The sequence below is a fragment of the Lentzea sp. NPDC058450 genome, assembly GCF_042721395.1.
Lineage (GTDB): Bacteria > Actinomycetota > Actinomycetes > Mycobacteriales > Pseudonocardiaceae > Lentzea.
Genome location: NZ_JBHXLO010000003.1, coordinates 121,237 through 145,262, shown reverse-complemented (window position 1 = coordinate 145,262; position 24,026 = coordinate 121,237). Strand labels below are relative to the sequence as shown.

Annotated in this window: 23 protein-coding genes; 11 read left to right on the top strand and 12 right to left on the bottom strand. The window is 70.3% G+C overall.

Annotated elements, in window-relative coordinates:
* Positions 1 to 8 precede the first annotated feature (8 nt).
* The 3 genes from ACFWNN_RS06985 to ACFWNN_RS06975 all read left to right on the top strand — a co-directional run bounded on the left by ACFWNN_RS06985 (position 9) and on the right by ACFWNN_RS06975 (position 2,104).
* On the top strand, positions 9 to 758 hold the full coding sequence (locus ACFWNN_RS06985) for a hypothetical protein (protein WP_382438944.1): 750 nt from the start codon (positions 9 to 11) through the stop codon (positions 756 to 758).
* An 82-nt stretch (positions 759 to 840) separates the two neighbouring features.
* Complete coding sequence (locus tag ACFWNN_RS06980; protein WP_382438943.1) at positions 841 to 1,578, top strand: DUF4397 domain-containing protein; 738 nt, start codon at positions 841 to 843, stop codon at positions 1,576 to 1,578.
* A 1-nt stretch (position 1,579) separates the two neighbouring features.
* Positions 1,580 to 2,104 carry a class F sortase gene (locus ACFWNN_RS06975; protein WP_382438942.1) on the top strand — a complete coding sequence of 175 codons (525 nt, stop codon included), beginning with the start codon at positions 1,580 to 1,582 and terminating at the stop codon, positions 2,102 to 2,104.
* On the opposite strand, the gene ACFWNN_RS06970 is transcribed toward ACFWNN_RS06975, so the two are convergent.
* The 7 genes from ACFWNN_RS06970 to ACFWNN_RS06940 all read right to left on the bottom strand — a co-directional run bounded on the left by ACFWNN_RS06970 (position 2,076) and on the right by ACFWNN_RS06940 (position 9,428).
* Positions 2,076 to 2,708, bottom strand: a complete 633-nt coding sequence (locus ACFWNN_RS06970) for an ABC transporter ATP-binding protein (protein WP_382438941.1) — start codon at positions 2,706 to 2,708, stop codon at positions 2,076 to 2,078. The genes ACFWNN_RS06975 and ACFWNN_RS06970 overlap by 29 nt on opposite strands.
* Positions 2,690 to 3,592: an ABC transporter ATP-binding protein gene (locus ACFWNN_RS06965; protein ID WP_382438940.1), complete on the bottom strand. Its 903-nt coding sequence runs from the start codon at positions 3,590 to 3,592 to the stop codon at positions 2,690 to 2,692. The genes ACFWNN_RS06970 and ACFWNN_RS06965 overlap by 19 nt, the downstream gene beginning before the upstream one ends.
* On the bottom strand, positions 3,586 to 4,470 hold the full coding sequence (locus ACFWNN_RS06960) for an ABC transporter permease (protein ID WP_382438939.1): 885 nt from the start codon (positions 4,468 to 4,470) through the stop codon (positions 3,586 to 3,588). Before ACFWNN_RS06960 ends, ACFWNN_RS06965 begins: the two co-directional genes overlap by 7 nt.
* Positions 4,463 to 5,443 (bottom strand): ABC transporter permease, encoded by a 981-nt coding sequence (locus ACFWNN_RS06955; RefSeq protein ID WP_382438938.1) that lies wholly within the window; start codon positions 5,441 to 5,443, stop codon positions 4,463 to 4,465. The genes ACFWNN_RS06960 and ACFWNN_RS06955 overlap by 8 nt, the downstream gene beginning before the upstream one ends.
* Complete coding sequence (locus ACFWNN_RS06950) at positions 5,440 to 7,005, bottom strand: ABC transporter substrate-binding protein (protein ID WP_382438937.1); 1,566 nt, start codon at positions 7,003 to 7,005, stop codon at positions 5,440 to 5,442. The genes ACFWNN_RS06955 and ACFWNN_RS06950 overlap by 4 nt, the downstream gene beginning before the upstream one ends.
* 293 nt (positions 7,006 to 7,298) lie before the next feature.
* Positions 7,299 to 9,002: a dihydroxy-acid dehydratase gene (locus tag ACFWNN_RS06945; RefSeq protein ID WP_382438936.1), complete on the bottom strand. Its 1,704-nt coding sequence runs from the start codon at positions 9,000 to 9,002 to the stop codon at positions 7,299 to 7,301.
* 30 nt (positions 9,003 to 9,032) lie between these two features.
* The gene (locus tag ACFWNN_RS06940; RefSeq protein WP_382438935.1) at positions 9,033 to 9,428 is read right to left on the bottom strand and encodes a MerR family transcriptional regulator; all 396 of its coding nucleotides are present in this window, start codon (positions 9,426 to 9,428) and stop codon (positions 9,033 to 9,035) included.
* A gap of 109 nt (positions 9,429 to 9,537) precedes the next feature.
* Between ACFWNN_RS06940 and ACFWNN_RS06935 the strand changes: the two genes are divergently transcribed.
* The 5 genes from ACFWNN_RS06935 to ACFWNN_RS06915 all read left to right on the top strand — a co-directional run bounded on the left by ACFWNN_RS06935 (position 9,538) and on the right by ACFWNN_RS06915 (position 14,057).
* Positions 9,538 to 10,779, top strand: a complete 1,242-nt coding sequence (locus ACFWNN_RS06935; protein ID WP_382438934.1) for a hemolysin family protein — start codon at positions 9,538 to 9,540, stop codon at positions 10,777 to 10,779.
* Positions 10,776 to 11,804: a hemolysin family protein gene (locus tag ACFWNN_RS06930; RefSeq protein WP_382438933.1), complete on the top strand. Its 1,029-nt coding sequence runs from the start codon at positions 10,776 to 10,778 to the stop codon at positions 11,802 to 11,804. Before ACFWNN_RS06935 ends, ACFWNN_RS06930 begins: the two co-directional genes overlap by 4 nt.
* A gap of 27 nt (positions 11,805 to 11,831) precedes the next feature.
* Positions 11,832 to 12,848, top strand: a complete 1,017-nt coding sequence (locus ACFWNN_RS06925) for a sporulation protein (RefSeq protein ID WP_382438932.1) — start codon at positions 11,832 to 11,834, stop codon at positions 12,846 to 12,848.
* A gap of 35 nt (positions 12,849 to 12,883) precedes the next feature.
* Entirely contained in the window at positions 12,884 to 13,645 is a 762-nt protein-coding gene (locus ACFWNN_RS06920) for a TerC family protein (protein WP_382438931.1), read from the top strand.
* A gap of 79 nt (positions 13,646 to 13,724) precedes the next feature.
* Positions 13,725 to 14,057, top strand: a complete 333-nt coding sequence (locus tag ACFWNN_RS06915; RefSeq protein ID WP_382438930.1) for a DUF6292 family protein — start codon at positions 13,725 to 13,727, stop codon at positions 14,055 to 14,057.
* Here ACFWNN_RS06915 and ACFWNN_RS06910 read toward each other — a convergent pair.
* Both ACFWNN_RS06910 and ACFWNN_RS06905 read right to left on the bottom strand, forming a co-directional pair.
* Positions 14,054 to 16,219: an MMPL family transporter gene (locus ACFWNN_RS06910; protein ID WP_382438929.1), complete on the bottom strand. Its 2,166-nt coding sequence runs from the start codon at positions 16,217 to 16,219 to the stop codon at positions 14,054 to 14,056. The genes ACFWNN_RS06915 and ACFWNN_RS06910 overlap by 4 nt on opposite strands.
* A 5-nt stretch (positions 16,220 to 16,224) precedes the next feature.
* Positions 16,225 to 16,776, bottom strand: coding sequence for a TetR/AcrR family transcriptional regulator (locus ACFWNN_RS06905; RefSeq protein WP_382438928.1), 552 nt, complete (start codon positions 16,774 to 16,776; stop codon positions 16,225 to 16,227).
* A 147-nt stretch (positions 16,777 to 16,923) separates the two neighbouring features.
* On the opposite strand from ACFWNN_RS06905, the gene ACFWNN_RS06900 reads away from it, so the two are divergent.
* Together ACFWNN_RS06900 and ACFWNN_RS06895 are read left to right on the top strand one after the other, a co-directional pair.
* The gene (locus ACFWNN_RS06900) at positions 16,924 to 17,325 is read left to right on the top strand and encodes a hypothetical protein (protein ID WP_382438927.1); all 402 of its coding nucleotides are present in this window, start codon (positions 16,924 to 16,926) and stop codon (positions 17,323 to 17,325) included.
* A gap of 11 nt (positions 17,326 to 17,336) precedes the next feature.
* Complete coding sequence (locus ACFWNN_RS06895; protein WP_382438926.1) at positions 17,337 to 17,627, top strand: DUF1905 domain-containing protein; 291 nt, start codon at positions 17,337 to 17,339, stop codon at positions 17,625 to 17,627.
* On the opposite strand, the gene ACFWNN_RS06890 is transcribed toward ACFWNN_RS06895, so the two are convergent.
* Both ACFWNN_RS06890 and ACFWNN_RS06885 read right to left on the bottom strand, forming a co-directional pair.
* The gene (locus ACFWNN_RS06890; protein ID WP_382438925.1) at positions 17,624 to 18,757 is read right to left on the bottom strand and encodes an endonuclease/exonuclease/phosphatase family protein; all 1,134 of its coding nucleotides are present in this window, start codon (positions 18,755 to 18,757) and stop codon (positions 17,624 to 17,626) included. The genes ACFWNN_RS06895 and ACFWNN_RS06890 overlap by 4 nt on opposite strands.
* A gap of 146 nt (positions 18,758 to 18,903) precedes the next feature.
* Complete coding sequence (locus tag ACFWNN_RS06885) at positions 18,904 to 19,272, bottom strand: hypothetical protein (RefSeq protein ID WP_382438924.1); 369 nt, start codon at positions 19,270 to 19,272, stop codon at positions 18,904 to 18,906.
* Between the two features lie 126 nt (positions 19,273 to 19,398).
* Between ACFWNN_RS06885 and ACFWNN_RS06880 the strand changes: the two genes are divergently transcribed.
* On the top strand, positions 19,399 to 22,011 hold the full coding sequence (locus tag ACFWNN_RS06880; protein WP_382438923.1) for a BTAD domain-containing putative transcriptional regulator: 2,613 nt from the start codon (positions 19,399 to 19,401) through the stop codon (positions 22,009 to 22,011).
* Here the strand turns inward: ACFWNN_RS06880 and ACFWNN_RS06875 are convergent.
* Complete coding sequence (locus ACFWNN_RS06875) at positions 22,008 to 23,972, bottom strand: DHA2 family efflux MFS transporter permease subunit (RefSeq protein ID WP_382439168.1); 1,965 nt, start codon at positions 23,970 to 23,972, stop codon at positions 22,008 to 22,010. The two genes, ACFWNN_RS06880 and ACFWNN_RS06875, sit on opposite strands and share 4 nt — an antisense overlap.
* Positions 23,973 to 24,026: the final 54 nt, after the last annotated feature.

Here is a 24,026-nt window from a genome sequence, read left to right as displayed (position 1 = left end):
AGGGCAAAGTGAAGCAGTGCATCAACTGCATGACCCGGTTGCCGCGCAAAGAGGTCACCGAGGTCGCGTGGTGTGCTTTGTGCGGGCCGTGCCTGCTGATCGTGGCGGACCAGATGAAGGTCCTCCACGACCGGCCGGGCGGCGCCGAGGTGCAGATCCAGCAGTGCGGCTGGTGCGGTGTCGCGCGCTCGTGCGGCGCCGGCCGGCGCACGAGGTGCCTGGTGTGCCTGGACGACAGGTCCGTTCCGGACCCGGCCGTGCAGAAGATCGCGCACCGGCTGGAGCTCGACGGCACCTGGCGGGAGAACTCGGAGTTCCTCGCCGCGACGACCGTGAAGATCCGCCTGGCCAAGTACTTCCGGCCGGGCTGGACCGTGCTCGCGACGGACGTGCACGGCCTGCCGTGGACCGGGTACCGGTGGCTGACGAAGTCGCACGGCACGTGGGGCCGCGACGACGAGACAGGTGAGGTGAGCAGACTCAAGCGCCTGCGCGGCGACACGTCCCTGCTCTACCTCGTCCGGTACGGCAGGGTGCTCAAGTTCGGCCGCGGGCACACCGACCGGGTGGGCGCGCACGTCGCCCAGGGCGCGGTGCCGGTGCTCGTGTTGTCGGCGCCGAGCCAGCAGGTCGTGGTGGCCAGGGACAAGCTCAAGAGGCTGCACCGCAGCGAGATGGTCTCGCAGCGGACGCCGGTGGACCTGTTCGCGGTGCTCCCGGACGGAGAGGACGTGACCGACCGGTTCGTCCGGAGTTAGCGCACGTCGCGGACCACCGAACTCCATCAGACGCTGATCAGGAGCTATCGTTAGAGCGCGTCCGGTGAGGGGAGGGGTCCGCGTGCGAGTGCTCGCCGTTGTGCTGTTGCTGCTGCTCAGCGCCACGCCCGCGCAGGCCGCGACGGGCACCTACGTCCGCCTCGGGCACTTCTCGATGGACCAGGCACGGGTCGACGCCGTCCTCGACGGCGTCAAGCTCGGCACCCTCGACTACGCCCAGCTCTGGGACTACCGCCGGGTCGAACCGGGGGAGCACGTCGTCGAGTTCCGCATGGCGGAGCCGGGCAGTCCGCTGCTGCGGTCGGTGACGGTGCGGGCGGCCTCGGGGCAGGCGTACACGGTCGTCGACATCGCGTCCACGATGAGGACGCTGGAAGACGACATCAGCCAGCCGCCGAACGGCCAGGCGCGGGTCCGGGTGATCAACGCGGGTGACGCGGAGACGGACCTGCTGCGGGCCGGCACGGCGGTGCACCGCGGTGTGCAGCCGAACTCGACGACCGGCTACGTCCTGGTGGCGCCCAGCAAGGACGCCCTGGACGTGGCCCAGCGCGGCAAGGACTCGACCAGGCTCGACGCGCCGCTCGAAGCGGGCGGCGTCTACTCGTTGCTGGTCAACGCGCGGCGGATCGAGCTGCGGACCGACGCCAAGGGCGCCGAGGTCGTGCCGAGCGGCGGGCAGGAGACCGGGTTCGGCGGCATGTCCGGTGGCTGGGACTGGCTCACCGCGCTGGTGATCGCGCTGATCGTGGGCGTGGCGATGTTCTCGGTGCGCGGCCGGTTGTTCCGGTTCGGCTGACATGGCCAAGGGCAAGCTGCTGATGGGCGTTGCGGTGCTGGTCACGCTGATCTACGTGGTCAAGGGATCCGGCGACGACGAGGTGCCCGAGCCGGTGACGGTGTCGATCCCGTCGATCGGGGTCGAGACGACGCTGGAGTCGCTGAAGGTCGACGCGGCCGGGGTGCTGGAGCCGCCGACCCGCGCGGACAAGGCCGGGTGGTACGCCAAGGGCGTCGCGCCGGGGGACGCCGGGCCCGCGGTGATCGCCGGGCACGTCGACTCGAAGACCGGGCCCGGGGTGTTCTTCCGGCTGCCCGAGCTGCAGCCCGGCGCCGAGGTGGTCGTGGAGCGAAAGGACGGCAGCAAGCTCACGTTCGTCGTCAGCGGCACGCACACCACGGACAAGACCGCGTTCCCGACCGAGGCCGTGTACGGGCCGACGCCGCTCTCCGAACTGCGGCTCGTGACGTGCGGCGGCGACTTCGACCGGGTCGCGGGCAGCTACCGGAACAACGTCATCGTGGACGCGGTGCTGAAAGTCTGACGGTCTCGTCCGCCCAGCGGCCCAGCAGCGTGGCGTCGTGCGAGATCGCGAGAACTCCGGCCCCTGATTCACGTTGGTACTCGCGGATCACGCCGACCAGCGCGGCCGTCGTGGACGCGTCCAGCATCGTCGTCATCTCGTCGCAGATCAGGTAGCGCGGCTTCAACGCCAACGCGCGCGCGAGACACGCGCGTTGCAGCTGGCCGTCGCTGACCTCGTGCGGACGGCGGCCCAGCAGGTCGTCGGTGAGCATGACCAGGTCGGCGAGCTCGTCCACGCGGTCGCCGCCCGGTTCCGCGATGGCCTGGCGCAACGTGAACCGGGGATCGACCGACAGCCGGGGCTGCTGGAACAGCACACCGATCTTCGTCCGCTGCCGGGCCCGGAACCGGAACCCCGTGACCGTCTCGCCGTCGATCTCCACGGTCCCGGCGAACGGCTTGTGCAGCAACGCGAGCACGCGGGCCAAAGTGGACTTCCCGGACCCGCTCGGCCCGGCCAGCCCGACCGTCCGTCCCGGCTGGACGGTGAGGTCCACGCCGGTGATCACCGGGTCGCGGTAGCCGGCGGTGATGCCGGCCCCGGTCAGCACGGCAGGTGGCACGCGACGGCGTGCGGGTCGTCGGTCAGCACGGGGCGGTCCTCGCAGATCGCGGTGGCCTGGTCGCAGCGCGGGGCGAACGCGCACCCCGCCGGCAGGTCGGTGAGCAGGGGAGGCTGGCCGGGGATGGGCACGAAGTCCCGTTCCGGCAACGCGTTGGCGAGCCCTCGGGCGTACGGGTGCCGCGCGGAGTCCAGCACCTCGTGTGCCGGGCCGACCTCGACGATCCGGCCCGCGTACATCACCGCGATCCGGTCGGCGACCTGGTGCGCGGCCGCCAGGTCGTGCGTGATCAGCAGGACGGCGTGCCCGTCGTCGACGAGCCTGCGGAACTCGTCCAGCAGTCCTTCGACGAGGTCGCGGTCGAGGCCCGTGGTGGGTTCGTCGGCGATCAGCAACGGAGGGTTGCCGACGAGCGCGAGGGCGTTCGCGACGCGCTGCGCCATGCCGCCGGACAGCTCGTGCGGGTAGCGGTCGAGGTGTTCGGGCAGCAGCCCGGCCCGTTCGGCGGCCTGCAGGGCGTCCCCGCCGAGCACCCGCGCGGCCTCCTCGAGCTGGGAACGGGCGGTGCGCACGGGCGTGAGGTGGCTCGCCGGGCTCTGCGGGATGAGACCGATCTTCCGGCCGCGCACGGTCGTCGCGAGCTCGTGGTCGGTGGCCGCGAGCAGGTCCACGTCGCCCAGCCGGGCGCTGCCGGAGGTCTCCGCGTTGCCGGGCAGGAACCCGAGCAGCGCCGACGCCAGCACGGTCTTGCCGCAGCCGCTCTCGCCGACCAGCGCCACGCACTCGCCGGGCCGCAGCGTCAGCGACACGTCGTTCACGGCCGCGACCGTCGCGCCGGGCAGCGCGAACCGCACGGACACCCGGTCGATCTCGAGGTTCACCACGTCAGCTCCGTGCGCCGCTTGGGGTTCAGCCGGTCCCGCCACACGCCGCTCACGCCGGACACCGCGAGCGTCGTGATGATCAGCAGCAGGCCCGGTGCCAGCGACATCCACCAGCCGCCGAGCAGCAACGACCGCTGGGCGTCGTTGATCATGTTGCCGATGCTGGCCGCGTGCGGCGGAAGCCCGAGGCCGAGGAACGACAACGCCGTCTCGTGCCACACGGCGTGCGGCACCATCAGCGTGGTCGCCAGCAGCACCTGCGGGGCGACGTTCGGCAGCAGGTGCCGCGTCAGCACCTGGAGCCGGGACGCGCCGCCGACGATCGCCGCGTCGATGAACGGCCTGGTGCGCAACGACAACACCTCGGACCGCACGATCCGGGCGGCCGTGAGCCAGTGCGTCAGCGCGATCGAGATGATCACGGCGTGCAGGCTCGGCCGCAGGATCGCGACGATCACGATGCCCAGCAACAGGTGCGGCACCGAGGCGATCGCGTCGACCACCCGCATCAGGATCCGGTCGAACCAGCCGCCGACCGAGCCCGCGAGCGCGCCCACGGCCGTGCCGACGACTGCCGAGATCACGGCCGCCACCACGCCGACGGTCAACGAGACGCGCAGCGCGTAGATGCACCGCAGCAGCACGTCCCGGCCGAGTTCGTCGGTGCCGAACAGGTGCGCGGCGGACGGCGGCTGATTGGCGATCGCGAGGTCGACGTACTGCTCGTTGAGCTGCACGAACAACGGCACGAGCAGCACGATCACCGCGACGACGCCGAGGACGATCGCGGACGGCAGGAGCCGCCACTTCGGCGAGCGCGGGGGCGACGCGGCCGTGAGCCGGCTGCGCGGGGCGGGACGCCAGGTCAGGTCAGCCATCGAGCGCCACCCTCGGGTCGGCGAGCGCGTACAGGACGTCGGCCAGCAGGTTGCCGAGCAGCACCACGCCCGTCGCCATCACGGTCAGCGCGCCGAGCAGTGCGAAGTCGACGTTCAGCGCGGCCTCGACGGTCGCCCGCGCGATGCCGGGCCACGAGAAGACGGTCTCCACCAGCAACGCCCCGGTGATCAGTTCCGGCAGCCGGGCGCCGAGCAGCGTCAGGAACGGCAGCAGCGACGTGCGCAGCGCGTGCCCGGACACCACCAGGTGGTCCGGCAGGCCCCGCGCCCGTGCGCCGATCACGTGGTCCTGCGTGAACGACTCGAGCAGGTTCTGCCGCACGAACAGCACGAACCACGGCGCCTGCGAGATCGCCAGCACCGTCACCGGCAGCACCATGTGCACCGCGACCCCGCCGACGGACGGCGGTTCCGCGCCCGTCGTCACGCCACCGCCGGGCAACCACCGCAGCTGCAACGCGAAGACGTAGAGCACCGCGAGGCCGAGCCAGAAGACCGGCGCTGCCTCCAGCGCGTAGCAGCTGCCGGTGATCGACCGGTCGAGCCACGAGCCCTGCCGCCACGCCGCGAGCGTGCCGAGCAGCAGCCCCAGCAGCAACGCCAGCGTGAACCCGACCGACACCAGCAGCACCGTCCACCCGAGACGGTCGCCGATCACCGCGGACACCGGCTGCTGCAACGACAACGAGTCGCCGAGGTCGCCCGTGACGGCGTGCGTCAGCCACGCCCAGTACTGCGAGACGACGGGTTCGTCGACGCCCCAGTTCTCCCGCAGCTGCGCCACGCGTTCCGGAGAGGCGCCGATGATCCGCACACCGAAGTAGCGTTCGATCGGGTCGAACGGGGTGAGCTTCGCGAGCACGAACAACGCGAAGCTCACCACGAGCAGCACCGGGACCGCGAAGGCCAGCCGCCGCAGCGCGAGCCGGCCGATCGCCCTGCCCCGCGTCACGACTTGGGCGTCCAGCGCTCGAGGTTCCACCACACGGCGTGCACGAGGCCGTGGTCGTGCGGCTCGACCTGGGTCTCCTGGCCGTTCCACTTGTCGCGCAGCACGTACGTGTGGTCGAGGAACACCAGGAACGCCCAGCCGGGATCAGCCGTGTACGCCTTCTGGAAGTCGTCGTAGGCCTTCTTGCGGGCGGGCGGGTCGAGGCTGCGCCGGGCGGTGTCGAGCGCGGTGTCCACAGTGGAGTTCTTGTACAGCGTCATGTTCACGTAGCCCTGCTGGCCCGCGTAGCGCGAGTGCAGCAACGTGTACGCGGCCGTGTCGGGGTCGTACGGGTCGCCGCCGCCCCACACCGCCGCCGCTTCCTTCCGGCGCTGCAACATGATCTCGAACGTCGTCGCCTCGACCGGCGCGTCGATGCCGAGCTTCGCGATGTCGGACGCCGTGGCGAGCGCGAGCTCCTTGCGCAGCACGTCCGGAGCGGGGTAGAGCACCGGCAGCCGCGCCGGCTGGCCGTCCTTGGCGCGCTTGCCGTCCGCGCCCTTGACCCAGCCGGCCTCGTCGAGCAGCTTCTCCGCCGCGGGCACGTCGTAGGAGAACGACGAACCCTCGTCGTACCAGTCCTTCAGGTACGGGGAGATCGGCGTGGAGGCGGGTTTGCCGGATCCGGCCAGCACGGCGTCGATCATGGCCTGGCGGTTGATGCCGAGGTTGATCGCGCGCCGTACCTGGGGCGACGACGTGAGCGGCAGTTCGGACGGGATGCCGAGACCGCGGTAGTCGGCGGACGGGTTCTGCACGACCTTGTAGCCGGACCGGTCGCGGTAGGTCTGGGCGAGCTTGGGCGGCAGCACCGTGCCGTCGAACTCGCCGGCGGCCATGCGGGTCGCGCGGGCGTTGTCGTCGGGCACGAAGACGACGGTCACGGACTTGACCGCCGGCGCGCCGCCCCAGTACTTCTCGTTGGCCTTCAACACCATCCGGTCGCCCTTGCGCCACTCGGCGACGGTGTACGGGCCGGTGCCGACGGGCGCGGTGTTGAACGGCGCGCTGTTGATGTCGGTGCCGGTGAGCTTCGCGGCGGGCACGATGCCGAGCGCGAGCGCCTGCTGGAACGGGGCGTACGGGTAGGAGAGCGTGAACTTCACGGTCGCCGGGTCGACGGCCACCACGTCCGCGAGCGCGTCGAACCGGGACGCGATGGTGGAGTTCACCTTCTTGTCCACCACCGACTTGAAGGTGAACACGACGTCGTCGGCGGTCAGCGGCGAGCCGTCGGAGAACGTGACGTCCTTGCGCAGCTTGGCCGTCCACGTCAGGCCGTCCGCCGACGCCGTCGGCAGTTCCTCGGCCAGCGACGGCTTCAACGCGAGCGACGCGTCCCGGGCCACGAGCCCGTCGAAGATCTTGGCCGCGCCGTCCGGGGCGTAGCCCAGCACGGGGTTGAGGTTCTCCGGTTCGCTGCCCGCGCCGATCACGATCGACGTGGCCGGTGCGGTCGTCGCGCCGTCGGGCGAGGTGCACCCCGCCACCAGCACCAGGGCCGCCAAAGCCGCTCGCCGCATCCAGTTCCTCCCCCGAAGTCCGTCTTGCCGGGGAGCAGCTAACAGCAAAGAACTTGCAATAGGCAATACCTGGCATCACTGCACGCAACTCGGCGGCGTGCCAGCATCACGGGTATGACCAGCGGCGTACACACCCACGAACACACCCACGGCGATGTGACTCACACCCATCCCCACGGCGAACACGCGCATGACCACGTGGAGCACGAACACACCCACACGCACGGCGGATCAACGCACTCGCACTCGCACACGCACGACGCGGGACATCTTGAGGAGCACGGCCATTCGCACTAGTGCGATTCGCGCGTGACCTCGCTGCCGCTGGAGCCGATCAGGAAGTCCAGGTCGGCTCCGGTGTCGGCGCCCAGCACGTGGTCGACGTAGAGCCGTTCCCAGCCGCGCTTCGGTGCCGCGAACGCGGCGGCCATCGCCGGACTGGGGGAGCGGTCGAGGAAGTCCGGCGCCTCGACGTCGATCCGCCGGTTCGCCACGTCGAGCACGATCACGTCACCGGTCCGGACGAGCCCGAGCGGCCCGCCCGCCGCCGCCTCCGGTGCCACGTGCAGCACCACCGTGCCGTACGCGGTGCCGCTCATCCGGCCGTCGCAGACGCGGACCATGTCGCGCACCCCCTGCTCCAGCAGCTTCTTCGGCAACGGCATGTTCGACACCTCCGGCATGCCCGGGTAGCCGCGCGGCCCGCATCCGCGCAGCACCAGCACGGAGTCGGCGTCCACGTCGAGATCGGGGTCGTCGACGCGGGCGTGGAAGTCCTCGATGCTGTCGAACACCACGGCCCTGCCCCGGTGCTGCAGCAGGTGCGCGGACGCCGCCGCCGGTTTGATCAACGCTCCCGATGGCGCCAAGTTGCCGCGCAGCACCGCGATCCCGCCTTCGGCGATGATCGGCTCGGTGCGTGCGCGGATCACCTCGGGGTCCCAGATCGGCGCGTCGTCCAGGTGCTCGACGAGCGGCCGTCCGGTGACCGTGACGCCGTCCGGGTCGAGCAGGTCGCGCACTTCTCTGAGCACCGCCAGGAGCCCGCCCGCGCGGTGGAAGTCCTCCATCAGGAACCGCCCGGCCGGCTGGAGGTCCACCAGCAGCGGCACGCCCGACCCGATGCGGTCGAAGTCGTCCAGGGTCAGGTCGACGCCGAGGCGTCCGGCGATGGCGAGCAGGTGCACCACGGCGTTGGTCGACCCGCCGATCGCCGCCAGCGCCACGATCGCGTTGTGGAAGCTCGCCTTCGTGAGGAACGTGCTGGGCCGGCGGTCCTTCTCGATCAGTTCGACGATAAGCCTGCCGGTGCCGTGCGAGGCCTCCAGCAACCTGCTGTCCGCCGCCGGCGTCCCTGCCACGCCGGGCACGACCGTGCCGAGCGCCTCCGCCACCAACGCCATCGTCGACGCCGTGCCCATGGTGTTGCAGTGCCCGCGGCTGCGGATCATCGCCGACTCGGAGCGCGTGAAGGCCTCCTGCGACAACGTGCCCGCGCGCACCTCCTCCGAGAGCCGCCACACGTCCGTGCCGCAGCCCAGGGGAGTGCCGCGGAACGTGCCGGTGAGCATCGGCCCGCCCGGCACCACCACGGCGGGGATGTCGACGGACGCGGCCGCCATCAGCAACGCCGGAATCGTCTTGTCGCAGCCGCCGAGCAGCACGACGCCGTCCACGGGGTTGGCGCGCACCATCTCCTCGGCGGCCATCGCGGCCATGTTGCGCCACAGCATCGCGGTGGGGCGGACGTTGGTCTCGCCCAGCGACACCACGGGCAGGTTGAGCGGGATGCCACCGGCCTCGTACACGCCGTTCGACACCGACTGCGCCACCTCGTTCAGGTGCGCGTTGCACGGCGTGAGGTCGGAGGCGGTGTTGGCGATGGCGATCTGCGGTCTGGTGAACCCGTCCGAAGGGACGCCGCGGCGCATCCAGGCGCGGTGGATGTAGGCGTTGCGGTCGTCACCGGCGTACCACTGCGCGCTGCGAAGTCCCACGGGGTGCCTCCTTCGACACCCTGACCCTAACTACATCGGCAGGTCGGGCGGCAGTTGCAGCGCGATGGTGATCAGCGAGTGCACCCGGTTGGCGATCACCGACAGCAACCCGTGCATCTCCGGCGAGGCCGCGTCGGCGCACTCCTGCAACGTGCGCAGGTCCATGTCGATCTGCCCCAGCACGGCCGCCGTGTCGGCGGGACCCGCGGCGAACGCGCGCGCGATGTCCTCCAGGGGAAGACCGTGGACCTCCAGGCGTTGTACGAGGTGGATGCGCTCCACGTCGTCCGCGCGGTAGAGGCGGTAGTTCGAGGCGGTGCGCTGGGCGGGGCTGATCAGGCCGAGGGTCGTGTAGTAGTCGACGGTGCGGATGCTCACGCCCGCCCGTGCGGCGAGCTCGCCGATCTTCAGCAGCGCTTCGGACACTCCGATCACCTCCCGTCCCTGCAAACCATACAGTGCTACGTGCTACTGTTGGAAACATGCCTGAAGAAGCCGATGTAGACGGCTGCAGTACTGGGCCGGGTGCGCCTTGTTGATCGCATCCGGCTTGCTCGCCATCGTGGTGCTGACGGTGGCCACCGGGTACTTCGTTGCCCAGGAGTTCGCGTACATGGCGGTCGATCGCGGCCGTTTGCAGCAGATGGCCGAGGGCGGCTCGAAGGCCGCCGAACGCGCCTATCGCGTGACGCAGAAGCTCTCGTTCATGCTGTCCGGTGCCCAGTTCGGCATCACGGTGACGGCGCTGCTCGTGGGTTACGTGGCCGAGCCGCTGCTCGGCGCGGGCCTCGGCATCCCCGGCTCCATGGTGATCGCGCTGGCGTTCGCGACGTTCGTGCAGATGGTGCTCGGTGAGCTGCTGCCGAAGAACCTCGCGATCGCGCGGCCGGAACAGCTCGCGCTCGCGCTGAGCGGGTCGACCCTGGTGTACCTCAAGATCGCCGGTCCGGTGATCCGGTTGTTCGACGCTGCGGCGAACCGGCTGCTGCGCGCGATCGGCATCGAGCCCGTCGAGGAGCTGCCGCAGGGCGCGACGCCGGAGGACTTCCGCCAGATCGTGGAGGACGCGGGGGAGCAGGGCCACCTGGACCCCGAGCTGACCCGGCTGCTGGAGCACGGCATCGGGTTCCGCGGGCTCGTCGCGGAACAGGCGATGACGCCCCGCGTGAACGTCCACACCGTGCGGTTCGACGATCCCGCCTCGCGCGTGGTCTCGTTGCTGGACACCGGGAACTCGCGGTTCCCCGTGGTCGGCGACGACCTCGACGACCTGCGCGGCGTCGTGGGGCTCGCGGAGGTGCTGACCCTGGAGCCCGAGCAGCGGTCCACGACCGCGATCGAGAAGATCGCGTCGCAGGCGCTCGTCGTCCCGGCGACGCTGCCGCTGCCCGCCGTGCTCGAACGGCTGCGCACCGAACGCCGCCAGCTCGCCTGCGTGGTCGACGAGTTCGGCGGGTTCGCCGGCGTGATCTCGCTGGAGGACCTGGCCGAGGAGCTCGTCGGCGAGATCCACGACGAGGACGACCACCTGCCCGCCATGATCGAGAAGGTCGGCGACGACTGGCGCGTGCCCGGCCGGATGCGGCTCGACGAGGTCGAGGACGCCACCGGTGTGGAGCTGCCCGCCGACGACGCCTACGACACGGTGTCCGGCCTGGTGCTGCACCAGCTCGGACGGGTGGCCGAGGCCGGTGACGAGATCGAGATGAACGGCGTGCGCCTGGTGGTCACCACCGTCGCGCGCAACGTCCCCGACACGGTGGTGTTGTCCCGATGAGCATCGCGATCTCTGTGTTGTTGCTGGCGTTGAACGGCTTCTTCGTGGCCGCCGAGTTCGCGTTGATCGCGGCGAAGCGGCACCGGCTGGAGCAGGCCGCCGAGACGTCCCGGGCGGCGCGGGCCGCCGTGGCCGGTGTCCGCGAGCTGTCGCTGATGCTCGCGGGCGCACAGCTCGGCATCACGCTGTGCACGCTGGGTCTGGGCGCGCTGGCCAAACCGGCCGTCGCGGACCTGCTGGAACCGGCCCTCGCGTGGACCGGCCTGCCGGAGGCGTTCGCCTACGGCATCGCGTTCGCGATCAGCCTCGTGCTGGTGGTGTTCCTGCACATGGTCGTCGGCGAGATGGCGCCCAAGTCGTGGGCCATCGCGCACCCGGAGAAGTCCGCGTTGATCCTCGCGCTGCCGTTCCGCGCGTTCGCCCGCTCGGTCCGCTGGCTCCTCAGTGGACTGAACGCGGTGTCGAACGCCCTGCTGCGGCTGCTGAAGGTCGAGCCGCAGGACGAGCTGGCGCAGGCGCACCGGCCGGACGACCTGCGGATGCTGCTGCGCCAGTCCGCCGAGCACGGCCTCATCCCCGAGGCCGAGCAACGGCTGCTGACGCGGATGCTCCAGGTCCAGCGCACCACCGTGCGGGAGGTCATGGTGCCGATCGCGGAGACGTCGACGGTCACCGAGACCGTCACCGCCCGGGAGGTCGAGCAGCGCAGCCTCCAGTGTGGACGGTCGCGGTTCCCGGTCGTGGGCCGGGACGGCTACGTGGGTCTCGTGCACATCCGCGAGGCCATGCGGGCCACGGCCCGCGGCGAGGACCCGCCGGCCCGCGAGCTGATGGGCCCGGTGCTGACGCTCCCGGCGGCGATGCCGGTGGCCCAGGCCGTGACCGCGATGCGCGACGCCCGCGCGCAGCTCGCGCTGGTCGAGGACGACGAAACCATTGGTATCGCGGCACTTGAAGACCTCCTCGAAGAGCTGATCGGCGACTTCGAGGACGAAACCGACACCAGTCCGGTCAGCGCCCGCTGACCGGAGTTTCCTAGAGAGGAAACGCACATGTTCAAGCGGATGCTCAGCGCGTTCGGCGTCGGCGGCCCGTCTGTCGACACCGTCCTGGACTCGCCGCACGCCACGCCCGGTCAGGTCGTCACCGGGCAGGTGCGCATCCAGGGCGGCAGCGCGGACGCCGAGATCGGCCAGGTCGTGCTGTCGCTCGTCACCCGCGTCGAGGTCGAGCACGGCGACCACGAGTACGGCGGCGTGTCCGAGTTCCTGCGGGTCGTCGTGGCGCAGGGCGTGCGGGTCGCGGCGGGCCAGCCCGTGTCGATCCCGTTCCAGCTGCCGATCCCGTGGGAGACCCCGATCACGGCGGTCGGCGGCGGCCAGCTGCCCGGCATGACCGTGGGCGTGCGTACCGAGCTCGTGATCGCGGGCGCGCCGGACAAGGGCGACCTCGACCCGATCCTGGTGCACCCGCTGCCGTCGCAGGACGCGGTGCTCAACGCGTTCGGGCAGCTCGGCTTCCAGTTCCGCAGCGCGGACGTCGAGGCGGGCCGGCTGCACGGCGTGCCGCAGGAGCTGGGTTTCTACCAGGAGATCGAGTTCTTCCCGCCCGGCCAGTTCGCTGGCGCGGTCAGCCAGGTCGAGCTCACGTTCGTGGCTTCGCCGCACGAGCTGTTCGTGATCCTCGAGGCCGACAAGCGCGGCGGCATGTTCTCGTCCGGCGGTGACTCGTTCGGTCACTTCCGCGCCTCGCACCAGGAAGCGCAGGGCACCGACTGGGCGTCGGCGATCAACGGCTGGCTCGCGCAGGTGGCGCAGCGCGGCCACGCGAACCCGGCGTTCGGCGGGCACAACCCCGCGTTCGGCGGCCAGCCCGGCTACGGCCAGCAGCACGGTTACGGCCAGCAGCACGGCTACGACCAGCACGGCCACCACGGCGGCCACCACCGCAGCGGTCCCGGCATGGGCACGGTCATCGCGGCCGGCGCCGCCGGTGTCGTCGGCGGCATGGTCGTCGGCGAGATGATGGACGACATGTTCGAGGACTCCGGCGACTTCGAGGGCGAGTAGGCCTTTCCGAGCCCACGACCTGAAAGGACCCGTTGATGGAGTGGATGACGAGCCCGGAACTGTGGGTCGCCTTCGCGACGCTGCTGCTGCTCGAAATCGTTCTGGGCATCGACAACGTCATCTTCATCTCGATCCTGGCCGGGCGCCTGCCGGAGGAACAGCGGCGCCGGGCCCAGGTCGTGGGCCTCTCGCTGGCGCTGGTCACCCGCCTGATCCTGCTCGCGTCGCTGGCGTGGGTGATCGGGCTGACCGCACCGTTGTTCACGGTGTGGGGCCAGGAGATATCCGGGCGCGACCTGATCCTGTTGCTGGGCGGGCTCTTCCTGCTCGGCAAGGCCACTTTCGAGATCCACGAGCAGCTTGAAGGCGCCGACCACTCGAAGGAGCGCAAGGTCGTCTCGTTCGCCGGGGTGATCGCGCAGATCCTGGTGCTGGACATCGTGTTCTCGCTCGACTCGGTGATCACCGCCGTCGGCATGGTCGACGAGCTGAGCATCATGGTCGCGGCCGTCGTGGTCGCCATGGTCGTGATGCTGTTCTCCGCCAAGGCGATCTCGGAGTTCGTGAACCGTCACCCGACGGTCAAGATGCTCGCGCTGTCGTTCCTGCTGCTGATCGGTGGCAGCCTGATCGCCGAGGGCTTCGACCAGCACATCCCGAAGGGGTACGTGTACGGGCCGATCGCGTTCTCGGTGTTCGTGGAGTTCCTGAACCTGCGCATGCGCGCCCGGCGCAACGCCAAGCCGGTCGAGCTGCACGGCACGTACGTGAAGAACGAGGCCAAGGTTTCGGACTGAGTTTGCGTTCCGCCCACCGGGGTAGCCACGCTCTGCGTCAAGCAGTCGGCGTGGCTACCCCTTTTGGATGGAGGGCGACATGTCGGCGGCACTGGACTACGCACTGAGAGTCACGAGAGAGCTCGGGTTGAGCGGGGAGTCCTCGTGCGTCGAGGACGTCAAGCCGTTGCGGGTTTACGTCGCGGTCGACGGCTCCTTGCCCGACCACTCCGGTGACGTCGCTCTGCTGTGGACCGAGGGCCTGGGGTGGGCGATCGCCGTCGAGGACGGCGCGGAGCTCGTGGTCGTGGCGCGTCTCGGCGGACCGGCGGAACCCTCACCGCGCACGGTCGCGCGCTGGGTGCGTGATCAGCAGACAGCGAAGGGGCCGGCCCACGAGGTGGACCGGCCCCTTCGTCGTCGTACGGGTTAGCCGACGGTGACCGGCTCCTTGTCCTTCTTCGTCTCCAGCTCGTCGAGCGCGGTGCCCTCGACGTCGAGCTCCGGCAGCCAGCGCAGGAACTTCGGCAGCCACCAGGCCCGCTCACCGAGCAGGGCGAGCGCCGCGGGCACCAGCACCATGCGGACCACGAATGCGTCCACGAAGATGCCGACGGCCAAGGCGAACGCGATCGACTTCACGGTCGGCTCGCCCGCCGGGACGAAGCCCGCGAACACCGAGAACATGATCAGTGCCGCGGCCACGACGACCGGGGCCGCCTGGCGGAAGCCCGTGGTGATGGCCTCGATCGGCTTGGCGCCGCGGTGGTGCGCCTCGTGCATCCGGGACACCAGGAAGATCTGGTAGTCCATGGCGAGGCCGAACAGGATGCCGATCACCAGGATCGGCGTGAGGCTGATCAACGGGCCGGTGCCGTCGAGGTTGACCGCGGACGCGAGCCAGCCCCACTGGAACACCGCGACGGTGGCGCCGAGCGACGCGCCGATCGTCAGCAGGAAGCCGAGGACGCCGACCAGCGGCACCAGCAGCGAGCGGAACACCAGGATCAGCAGCACGAGCGCGAGGCCGACGACGACCGCGAGGTAGATCGGCAGGGCCTTGTCGAGCGACGTGGCCACGTCGACGCTGACCGCGGTGGCGCCGGTGACGTACGCCTTGCCACCCTCCACACCGGACAGTTCGGCGCGCAGGTCGGCGACGAGCTTCTCGGTCTCCACTGTGTCCGGGCCGGACTTCGGGATCACGGTGACGAGCGCGGACTTGCCGTCCTGGCTCGGCTGGGCCGGCGTCACCAGGGCGACGTCGGACAGCTTCGTGATCGGCTCGGACGCCTTGGTGGCCGTCGCGGCGGCGCCGTCGCCCTCGAACAGGACGATGATCGGGCCGTTGAAGCCGTCGCCGAAGCCCTTCGCGAGGATCTGGTCGGCACGTTCCTGGGTGGAGCCGGCCGGCGGCTTCTGGATCAGCGTGGTGTCCATGGACGCCACCGGGATCGCGACGATGCCGAGCGCGACGACCGAGAGCAGCAGCGCGACGACGCGGTTGCGGGTGATCGCACCGGCCCAGCCGCGGATGACACCGCGGTCCTTCGGCTCCACCGGGTTCTCGACGGTGGCGGAGCGCTCCTTGCGGGTCAGCACGCGGCGGCCGAGCAGGCTCAGCACCGCGGGCACTAGCGTGATCGCGATCAGGACCGCGACGACGATCGTGGCGGCGGCCGAGACGCCCATCTGCGTGAGGAACGGGATGCCCGCGATCGCGAGGCCCACCAGCGCGATGACGACGGTCAGACCGGCGGTGACGACGGCGGACCCGGCGGTGCCCACGGCGGTCGCGACGGCGTGGCCGACGTCCGAGCCTCGGCGCAGTTCCTGGCGGTAGCGGTTGATGATGAACAACGCGTAGTCGATGCCGACCGCGAGACCCAGCATCGACGCGAGGATCGGCGTGGTCGACTGCAGGTCCATGAACCCGGTCGCGATGGTGATGCCGAGCGTGCCGATGCCGACGCCGATACCGGCGCTGAGCAGGTTCATGCCGGCGGTCACGAGCGAGCCGTAGGTCAGCGCCAGCACGACCAGCGCGAGCACCACACCGATGGCCTCGGTCGGGCCGCCGACGTGCGGCGTCTCCTGCATCGCGGTGCCGGTGACCTCGACGGTCAGCCCCGCCGCGCGCGCCTTGTCGACGGCCTTGGTCAGCTCGGCGCGCTGCTCGTCGGTGACCTCACCGGGCTTCACGTCGAACGTGACGGTGCTGTAGCCGACGTTGACGTCCCTGTTGACGCTCGGCGCGGCCGGGTCCAGCGGGTTCGTCGCGGACGTGACGCCCTTGAGCGCCGCCTCGTCGGCCACCAGGTCGGTGATCGCCTTGACGTGCTGCGGCAGCTTCTGGCCGTCCGGCGCCTGCACGACGACCTTGGCCGTCGCGGTCTCACCCGAGCCGAACGTCTCCTGGATGCGCTCCAGGGCGGTCGTGGACTCCTGGCCGGGGATCGACATCGAGTTGGACGTCTCACCGCCGAGCGTGAACGCGCCGACGCCGGAGCCGATCAGCACGAGCAGCCAGATCAGGACGACCGGAAGGCGGCGCCGGTGGGTGCCCATTCCCAGTTTGTAGAGCAGTTTCGCCATGATGGTCAGGCCTCCTGGTGCCCGAGTGCGTCGTAACAGGTAGCGAGGATCAAGGGGCGCCACGTCGTCTTGTCACCCTCCTGGTTGGCCAGGAGGGTGAGCACGGCCATGGCACTGAGCGCGCCGACGATCCGGATCGCGCGGGGGAGTTCCTGGGTGGGGTCGATGACGAACATCTCGTTGAGGAGCAGCTCGTCCTGCGCCTGCTGCGGGTCCTCGCCCGGCGCCGTCATCGTCCGGAACAGCAGGGCGACCATGCCCGGCCGGTCGAGCGCGTAGTCAGCCAGCAACTCCAACGCCCTGCGGTCCCTCTGCGGGCCTGCGGGCATGTCTTTGACCAGCTCCAGGACGTGCCGGGTGTAGATGTGGCTCTGTTCCCACGCCGCTTCGAAGAGAGCTTCCTTGCTCGGGAAGTGGTGCAGCAGGCCGGCCTTGGACAGGCCGACGGCATCCGCGAGGGACTTCAACGAGGTCTGCTCGAAGCCGTGCCGCGCGAAGAGCGCGGCGGCGGCGTCGAGGATCTTCTCGTCGACCCCGGTCCTGGGGTGTCGTGGCATGCGGCCGACTTTACGGCGTTTACCGACCAGATCGGTAGGTTTACCGACCGAAATGGTCGGTGGCCTTCGTCACCATAATGGGGGAGTGATCGAGTTCCGTCCCGTGGTCGAGGTGACCGGGAGTCACACAGAGAGCTGTCCGGCCGGATGTCGCGCGAGGCGTTCGACGCGGCGCTCGCGGCCATCGACGAGTACAACCGCGACGAGGACGCCCCGCAGCCGTACGCCGGGCTGGTGGAGCAGGAGTGCCTGATCATGGCGGGCGGGTTGCGCGTGAGGGACACCGCGACGGGAGTTCAGGTGGAGCCCGGCTGCTGCGCGGGGCTCGAGGACTGGCGTCAGTGGCGGTGGGTGGGCGACGGCGAACGCCCCTGGCTCGGGCACAGCCCCGAACCCGGCCTGGAGTTCCGCGAGGGCGTGGCGTGGTTGTCGCAGGACGCCGAACGTGCGGACGCGCCCGCCTGTGAGATCCCGCTCGCCGATGTCGCCGGCCACCTGGAAGAGGTGGGGCGGGACCTCGCCGAGTTCCGGATCAGCGCGCCGCTGTGAACAATGGGGCGATGTTCGTCTTCGACGCGGAACTGTGGATCTGGGACGCGCGCCGCACCGAGACCTGGACGTTCGTGACGCTGCCCGAGGACGTCTCCGACCAGATCCGCGACGTCGCCGCGCCCGGCCCCGGCTTCGGCGCGGTGAAGGTCCGCGCCGGGCTCGGGGCGAGCACGTGGTCGACCTCGGTGTTCCCGGACAAGCAGTCGGGCTGTTACGTGCTGCCCGTCAAAGCCGCCGTGCGCAAGAAGAACGACGTGGGTCCGGGCGACACCGTCGAGGTGACGGTCGAGCTGATCTAGGCGGTCCAGTCGATGTCGGCGTAGATGGCGGCGTGGTCGCTCGCCGCGTGCACCTCGTCGGTCATGGTCTCGTAGACGTCCCAACGGTTCTTGGTCCGCGGGCCGCGCCACACGCCCTTGCGGAACACGCCGCCGCCGGTGGCCTTGGCGAACAACTCGGGCGTGAGCAGGACGTAGTCGATCTTGCCCTTCTCGCCCACGCCCCGGTACGTGCCGAGGCGGTGGTTCCAGTCGAAGTTCGGGTGTTCGCTGATGTCGCGCAGGCCGGTGCGCTGGAACAACGGCCGCAGGCACTCGCTGTCCGCGGTGTCGTTGAGGTCGCCGACGACGGCGACGTACTCGTGGCCCTCGTCGCGCAGCCGGTTGACGATGCGGGCGATCCGGACGGCCTGGCGGAAGCGGCGGCGGGCGCCGATCGGGTCGCCGGGGGAGCCGTAGCCCTTGGACTTCAGGTGGTTCACGAGCACGACGACCTCGGGGCCGGCGGGCGTGCGGACGTGGTACTCGGCGCAGTCGCGGGAGAAGATGACGCCCGAGCTGTCCCGCGCGTACACGTGCGTCCGGATCGTGATGACCTGATGTTCTTCTCTCGTCAGCAATCCGACGTTGATGCCGCGCTCGTCGTTGCCGTCGATCAGGTGGACTTCGTCGTACGGGGTCCAGCCGACGTGCTTGAGCATGCTGCTGGAGAACATGTGCAGCAGTTCGCGCGACTCGGCCTCGACGACGCCGAGGACGTCCGCGCCGACGTCGCGCATCACCTGCGCGGTGTGGCGGGTGGCGAGCTCGCTGATGGGTTCGGTGGTGAGCTCCACCCAGCCGACCCAGGACTCGCGACCGCGTGCCACGACTGAGGTTTCGCCGGTGCGGTGGCGCGCGAGGAACCGGCCCCGGATGCGCCGCAGGATCGCGTACTTGCTCCGGTCACTCCTGAGCAACTCCAGTGTCGTCAGGTGTTCCTTGAGCTCTTCCTTGACTTCCGGCGTGTAGGTCTCGGTGGCGATGAGTTCGTTGAAGCGGGCGTGGGCGGCCAGGATCGGAGCCGCGTGCTTGGTGGCGTTGCGGCCCATCACTTTGGGGCGCTCGAACATGTTCTCCACGTTGAACGACCCGATTCGCGTGGTGCTCACGACTTCAGGGTCGCATGTGGAGGAACGGGTTCGCCCTGGTCCGCTCGGGTGATCTTTCGCTGCGCCGATGGTGGAGGGCCCCGGTTGGCTGGGCTGCCGGAACGGATTGTTCGCGGGGCCCTCCAGGTCATCCGGCTAGCACCCGATCACGGGCAGGTGGAGCGGCTCAGGATCGACACCTTGTTCGGGCTGCCGTTGTCGATCTTCTTGCTGCTCTTGGTCTTGGCGGGCGCGACGAAGCACTTGTTGAAGCGCTCACCGCTCTCGCGCACGAACTCCAGCTCGATCGCGCGAGCCTGGTTGCAGTGGTTGTTGTAGTAGACCGTCGTGGAGACGCTGCCGTCGCCCCAGGAGATGTTGATCTTCTGGCCACTGGGCGAGGTGCAGGCGGCCGACTTGCGGGTCACCTGCGCGGACACGTCGCCGGAGGTCTCCGCACCGGCCGTCACCGGCGCGATGCCGATGAGCGCGAGCCCCAGACCCGCGGCGGCCAGGACGAGATTGCGAGACTTCACGAAAATACCCCTCGATCTTTTCCGGGAGATGTCCCAGCGAGCCGTCCGGCCCGCACCGGCGACGTTGCCCTTTTGATCAAGGACGAACCTAGGATGAACCTTGAATCCACTGGCTGAGGGGTGATCTTGGAGTTCGGGCTGCTCGGCGCCGTCGAGGTGCGCAACCGGGGCGAGGTGGTCGAGTTCGGCCACGTCCGGCAACGGTCTGTGCTGGTAGCGCTGCTGTTGGAGGAGGGACGGCCGGTTCCGGTGGACCGCCTGCTCGACCGGGTCTGGGGCGAACGGGCCCCGCTGCGGGCGCGCGAGACGCTCTACGGCTACGTGTCCAAACTCCGCAAGGTGCTCGAACTGGACATCGAACGCTCACCCGCCGGATATCGCCTCGAAGTAGATCCATCACGGGTGGATTTGTTCCGCTTCCGCGCATTGGTGCGCGACCGCGAATTCGATTCCGCGCTCGGGTTGTGGCGAGGCGAGGCGCTCGACGGGCTGGACTCCGAGTGGTTCGACGCGCAACGCGAGAGCCTGCACGCCGAACGCGTCGCCGCCGAGCTCGACCGCAACGACGTGGCGCTGGCGCAGCACCGGCACGCCGAGCTGCTGCCGTCGTTGCGGCACCGTACAGACGAACTCCCGCACGACGAACGCCTTGCCGCGCAACTGATGCTGGCCCTGCACCGCGCGGGCAACGACGCGGAGGCGTTGCGGCACTACGAGATCGTGCGCCGCCGTCTCGCCGACGAGCTCGGCGTCGACCCGAGCAGGCCGTTGCAGGACGTGCACCAGCGGATCCTGGTGGGCAGCGCGGAAGCGACAGGTCCGCGTCAGCTGCCCGCGCCGCACCCGTGGTTCACCGGCCGCACCGGCGAACTGGCCGCGCTCGGCACGTCCGGGACCGTCCTGATCACGGCGATCGGCGGGTCCGGCGGCATCGGCAAGACCGCGCTGGCGCTGCACTGGGCCCACCGGCACCTCGGCGAGTTCCCCGACGGCCAGCTGTACGTGAACCTGCGCGGCTTCGACCCGTCCGCCGCGCCCACGCCACCGGAGACGGTGCTGCGCGAGTTCCTGGAGGCGCTGGGGGAGGAGACGATCCCGGCCGGGCTCGACGCGCGGGCCGCGCGGTACCGCAGCGTCGTCGCGGGCAGGCGCCTGCTCGTCGTGCTGGACAACGCGAGGTCGACCGAGCAGGTCGTGCCGCTGCTGCCGGGCCCGGACGCGACGGTGCTGGTCACGAGCCGGCTCAAGCTGGCTGGCCTGGTCGCCGCGCACGGGGCCCGCTCGGTGTCGCTGGACGTCCTGCACCCGGCCGACGCCCACGAGTTCCTCGTCGCGAGGCTCGGCGCCGAGCGCGTGGCGGCCGAACCCGGCGTCGTCACCGACCTGGTGACCTGGTGCGGCGGCCTCCCGCTGGCGTTGTCGATCGTCGCCGCCCGCGCCGCGATGGAACCGGACTTCCCGCTGGCCGCGTTCGCCGAGGAGCTGCGCGACCAGCCGCTGGACGCGCTCGACGCGGGCGAGATCGGCACCAACCTGCGCGCGGTGTTCTCGTGGTCCGTGGCGGCGCTGTCCGGCGAGGCGGCGCGGGCGTTCGGCCTGCTCGGCACCGTGCGGACCGCCGACGTGAGCCTCCCGGCCGCCTCGGCCCTGCTGGACCGCCCGGCCTCACGCGCCCGGATGTTGTTGCGGGAACTGGAGAACGCGCACCTCGTGCAGCAGCACGTGCCCGGCCGTTATCGCATGCACGACCTGGTCGGCCTGTACGCGGGCGACCTCCCCGCCGACCCCGGCACCCGCCTCGCCGACTTCTACGCCGCCACCACCCGGGCCGCCGCGCTCACACTGGAACCGCACAAGGTGTTGCCGGAGCACGAAAGCGGCCACTCGCTCGCGTTCGACAGCAACGCGGCGGTGATGGCGTGGTTCGACGCCGAACACGCCTGCCTCCTCACCGAGCAACGGCACGCGTTGGAGCGCAAGAAGTTCGACGTGGCCTGGCTGATCGGCCGGGCACTCAACAACTACCACCTCCGCCGCGGCCGCACCCACGACGACACCGAGGCGTGGCTCGTGGCGCTGGCCGCCGCGGAGGCGCTCGGCGACTCGCTCAAGCAGGGCACCGCCCACATGTGCCTGGGCGCCAACTACGTCGAGATGGGCCAGTCCCCGCTCGGGCACCGCCACTTCGGTCGCAGCCTGGAGTTGTTCGAGGAGACCGACGACCACGAGGCGCACGGCGGCGCGCACCGGGCCATCGCGTGGGCGGCCGAGTTCGAGGGCGACCTGGAGAAGGCGTTGGAGCACTCGCTCGCGGGCCTGGCGAAGTTCCGCGCGGCGGGCAAGGAGATCCGCGAGGCCGAGTCCCTGAACGAGGTCGGCTGGCGCCTCGCCTGCCTCGGCCGGTACGCGGAGGCCCGCACGTTCTGCGAGGAGGCCATTGCACTCAACCGCAGACTCGGGCACGCCGAGGGATCGGCGGCCACTTTGGACAGTCTCGCGCACATCGCCCACCACGACGGCCGCCACGCCGACGCCGTCGCGCACTACCGCGAGGCCGTCGCGCTGTACCGGGAGCTGGACAACTCGGCCGAGCTCGCCACCGTGCTGGAACACCTCGGTGACGCGCACGCGGCGGCGGGGGACACCGGGCAGGCGCGCGAGCAGTGGGACAGGGCGCTGGAGCTGTACCGGGAGCAGGGCCGCGACGCGGAGGCCACGGCCCTGCTCGGGCGCATCTAGACGCGGCTGAGCTGCCGTCCGCTCTCGATCAGCTCGTCGGTGAACGTGTCGAGCGCGCGGGCGAAGTCGCGGTGGTCCGGCTCGTGCCAGTCCTCCAACTGGTCGATCAGCCAGCGCCGCCACGCCCGCACGAGCTGCTCGAACACCGCGGCGCCCTGGTCGGTGAACCGGTAGCCGTCGTCGGTGAACGCGAGCAGCCCGGACCGCACCAGCGCCTGCGCCGTCGGTTCGAAGATGCCGCCGGGCACCTTCGTCATCTCGGCGATCTCGTCGAGCGTGGCCACGCCGTCGTCCGTCGACGCCTTGTACACGCGTCCCAGCAGCCACGCCTGTTCCAGCGGCAGCTCCAGCCCGGACCGCCGCAGCACCTCGGGCCCGGGATCCCCGCCGGACTTCGCGACGACGTTCGACACGAGCGTGCGCAGCTCGTCGTAGGAGTTCGACGGCGGCGCCGCGAAGCTCTCGCCGACGCCGCTGTTGCCGGCGGCGGCCGCCCTGGACGTGTCGCGCAGCTGCACCTGCGGCAGGAAGAACGCCACCAGCAACGCCACCAGCCCGATCGGCGCGGCGATGAGGAACATCATCTGCACCGTCTCCGCGTACCCGGCGACGATCGGCGCCCTGACCGCGTCCGGCAGCGCGTGCACCGCGGCGGGGCTCGCGATGGCCCTCGGGTCGACTCCCTGCGGTATCACCAGGTGTTTCGGCAGCTGGTTGGCGTAGATCGTGCCGAAGATCGCCACGCCGAACGAGCTGCCCATCGTCCGCAGGAAGCTGATGCCGGACGTGGCCACGCCGAGGTCGCTGTAGTTCGTGGTGCTCTGCACGACGATCACCGGCACCTGCATCACCAGGCCGATGCCCGCGCCGAGCACGACCATGAACGCGCCCATCTCCCAGTAGCTCGTGCTGGCGTCCAAAAGGGACAGCAGGAACAACCCGGCCGTGAGCACGACGGACCCGATGATCGGGAACAGCCGGTACTGCCCGGTCCGGCTGATCGTGTTGCCCGTGAGCAACGCCGTGGTCATCAACCCGGCGATCAACGGCAGCATCCACAACCCGGACGCCGTGGCCGACTCGCCGCGTACGTACTGCAGGTAGATCGGCAGGTAGGTGATGCCGCCGAGCATCGCGAACCCGACCACGAAGCTCAGGATCCCCGACACCGTGAACACCCGGCTGCGGAACAACCTCATCGGGAGCATCGGCTCCGCGGCCCGTTGCTCGACCAGCACGAACGCCACGAGCAGCACCACCGACCCGGCCGCCATCCACAGGATCGTCGGCGAGGTCCACGCGTACTCGGTGCCGCCCCAGCTCGTGACGAGCGTCAACCCGGTGGCCGCCAGCGCGATCAGCGCGATGCCGGCGTAGTCGATCTTCGGGCTGCCCTCGGTCCTGATCGTCGGCAACGCCGCCAGCGCCACCAGCACCACCGCGATGCCGAGCGGGATGTTCACGTAGAACGCCCACCGCCAGCTCAGGTGGTCGACGAACAACCCGCCCAGCAGCGGCCCGGCCACGGTCGCGACGCCGAACACCGCTCCGGCCAGCCCCTGGAACTTCCCGCGTTCCTTGAGCGGCACGACGTCGGCGATGATCGCGGTCGACGTCACCATCAGGCCGCCCGCCCCGAGCCCCTGCACGGCCCGGAACGCGATGAGCGTCCCCATCGACTCGGACCAGCCGGCGAAGAACGACCCCACCAGGAACAGCACCACGCTGATGACGAACATCTTCTTGCGCCCGTACAGGTCGCCGAACTTGCCGATCAGCACGGTCATGATCGTCTCGGCGAGCAGGTACGACGTCACCACCCACGACAGGTGCGCGCCACCGCCGAGATCGGCCACCATCGTGGGCAGCGCGGTGGACACGATGGTCTGGTCGAGGGCGGCCAGCAGCATGGCGAGCAGGACGGCCGCAACGACCAGGTTCCGCCTGCGGGTGTCGATCATCTCGGGCACGGAGGCGATGATCGCGCAGGTCGGCCGACCTCGCAGGGGGAGCAA

Excerpts from the sequence above, each read along its gene's own strand:
- ACFWNN_RS06920 (WP_382438931.1), top strand. The coding sequence starts at position 12,884 with ATGGAGTGGATGACGAGCCCGGAACTGTGGGTCGCCTTCGCGACGCTG.
- ACFWNN_RS06960 (WP_382438939.1), bottom strand. The coding sequence starts at position 4,470 with ATGGCTGACCTGACCTGGCGTCCCGCCCCGCGCAGCCGGCTCACGGCC.
- ACFWNN_RS06910 (WP_382438929.1), bottom strand. The coding sequence starts at position 16,219 with ATGGCGAAACTGCTCTACAAACTGGGAATGGGCACCCACCGGCGCCGC.
- ACFWNN_RS06900 (WP_382438927.1), top strand. The coding sequence starts at position 16,924 with ATGTCGCGCGAGGCGTTCGACGCGGCGCTCGCGGCCATCGACGAGTAC.
- ACFWNN_RS06950 (WP_382438937.1), bottom strand. The coding sequence starts at position 7,005 with ATGCGGCGAGCGGCTTTGGCGGCCCTGGTGCTGGTGGCGGGGTGCACC.
- ACFWNN_RS06905 (WP_382438928.1), bottom strand. The coding sequence starts at position 16,776 with ATGCCACGACACCCCAGGACCGGGGTCGACGAGAAGATCCTCGACGCC.
- ACFWNN_RS06925 (WP_382438932.1), top strand. The coding sequence starts at position 11,832 with ATGTTCAAGCGGATGCTCAGCGCGTTCGGCGTCGGCGGCCCGTCTGTC.
- ACFWNN_RS06895 (WP_382438926.1), top strand. The coding sequence starts at position 17,337 with ATGTTCGTCTTCGACGCGGAACTGTGGATCTGGGACGCGCGCCGCACC.
- ACFWNN_RS06875 (WP_382439168.1), bottom strand. The coding sequence starts at position 23,972 with ATGATCGACACCCGCAGGCGGAACCTGGTCGTTGCGGCCGTCCTGCTC.
- ACFWNN_RS06930 (WP_382438933.1), top strand. The coding sequence starts at position 10,776 with ATGAGCATCGCGATCTCTGTGTTGTTGCTGGCGTTGAACGGCTTCTTC.
- ACFWNN_RS06975 (WP_382438942.1), top strand. The coding sequence starts at position 1,580 with ATGGCCAAGGGCAAGCTGCTGATGGGCGTTGCGGTGCTGGTCACGCTG.
- ACFWNN_RS06915 (WP_382438930.1), top strand. The coding sequence starts at position 13,725 with ATGTCGGCGGCACTGGACTACGCACTGAGAGTCACGAGAGAGCTCGGG.